The sequence below is a fragment of the Flagellimonas amphidinii genome, assembly GCF_013090115.1.
Lineage (GTDB): Bacteria > Bacteroidota > Bacteroidia > Flavobacteriales > Flavobacteriaceae > Flagellimonas > Flagellimonas amphidinii.
Window position 1 is genome coordinate 1 of sequence record NZ_JABFNN010000019.1, and the last position, 1,416, is coordinate 1,416.

A 1,416-nucleotide genomic window follows, 5' to 3' on the forward strand; every position below is an offset into this window, starting at 1 on the left:
CGTCACGAATCACCTCACTATTGACTGGTATTGATAAGAAGGATTACTTACCAAACCAACCTTCAACTTGCTTTATGAGGTTGTCATCACTCGACCATATATGCTCAAACTCATTGGTCTTACAATTATATCGGTACTCTTTTTCCCAGTCGGTGATATTTTCGACCACTTGCTCGATGGCGTTACAAATAAAATGCAACTCTTCATTGGTCGTCACCGGATGGAGTGACAATCTCACCCAACCGGGCTTTTCGGTAAGGTTTTTATTGGCTATGCCCTGGGTGATGGTTTCCGATTTTTTCCGGTCAATGTCAAAAAGGTGGTGCCCATAAGTACTGGCGCATGACCAGCCACCGCGTACCTGTATACCGAACCTATCGTTCAGCAAGCGCACCATTAGGTTGTAATGGATGCCTTGTACACCGAAGGATACGCAACCGATTCGTTTTTCGTCGGTACTGCCCAAAATGAAAAGTCCCGGTATGCTTTGGAGTTCGGAAAAACAGAGGTTCAACAATTCCTTTTCACGTTGTTCTATGTTATCGGTTCCCATCTTCTCTTTCAGTCGAATCGCCATGGCTGCCCGCATGACCTGTAGGAATCCCGGGGTTCCCCCGTCTTCCTTGGTTTCTATATCGTCACAATAGGCGTATTCGCCCCAAGGATTGGTCCATTTTACGTTGCCCCCACCTGGAACATCCGGAATTTCGGCCTTGTATAGGGCCTTGTTAAAGACGAGTACCCCACAGCTTCCGGGGCCGCCCAAGAACTTATGGGGAGAGAACAGGATCGCATCCAAATGCCCGGCTTCCTCTTCGGGGTGCATATCTATGTCGACGTAAGGGGCGGAGGCCGCAAAATCGATTACGCAATAGCCGTTGTGTTTATGCATTACCTTGGCGAGCTCATGGTAAGGGGCAATAATGCCCGTTACATTGGAACAGGCCGTAAACGCCCCTATTTTCAGGGTTCTATCACTATATTTCTCCAGTTCTTTTTCGAGATTGTCCGGACATACCAATTGCTCGCCGTTACAGGGTACCACAACAACATCGGCTATGGTCTCCATCCAAGAGACTTGATTGGAGTGGTGTTCCATATGGCTTATGAAGACCACGGGACGTTCTTTTTCCGGAATCTTGCCTTTTTGGTCTGCATCGCTGGAAATGCGTAGGCCCATGATCCGTTGCAATTTGGCCAACAACGATGTCATACCGGTTCCGGTAGCGATCAATACATCATCTTCAGTGGCGTTCACATGCTGTTTAATGATTTTTCTGGCGTGGTGATAGGCATAGGTGGATGCTTTTCCCGTTTCACTGGAAAACGAATGGGTATTGGCCACCATAGGGCCTATGGTCTTTGTAATGGTATCTTCAATAGGGCGGTATAGCCTTCCGCTTGCCACCCAATCGG

The 1,416-nt window shown here is 48.0% G+C and carries 1 protein-coding gene; it reads right to left on the reverse strand.

Going from position 1 to position 1,416, the window contains the following annotated elements; genetic code table 11:
* Nucleotides 1–43: 43 nt before the first annotated feature.
* A partial coding sequence (locus tag HJC33_RS01265; protein ID WP_171656977.1) for an aminotransferase class V-fold PLP-dependent enzyme occupies nt 44–1,416 on the reverse strand: 1,373 nt, incomplete at its 5' end.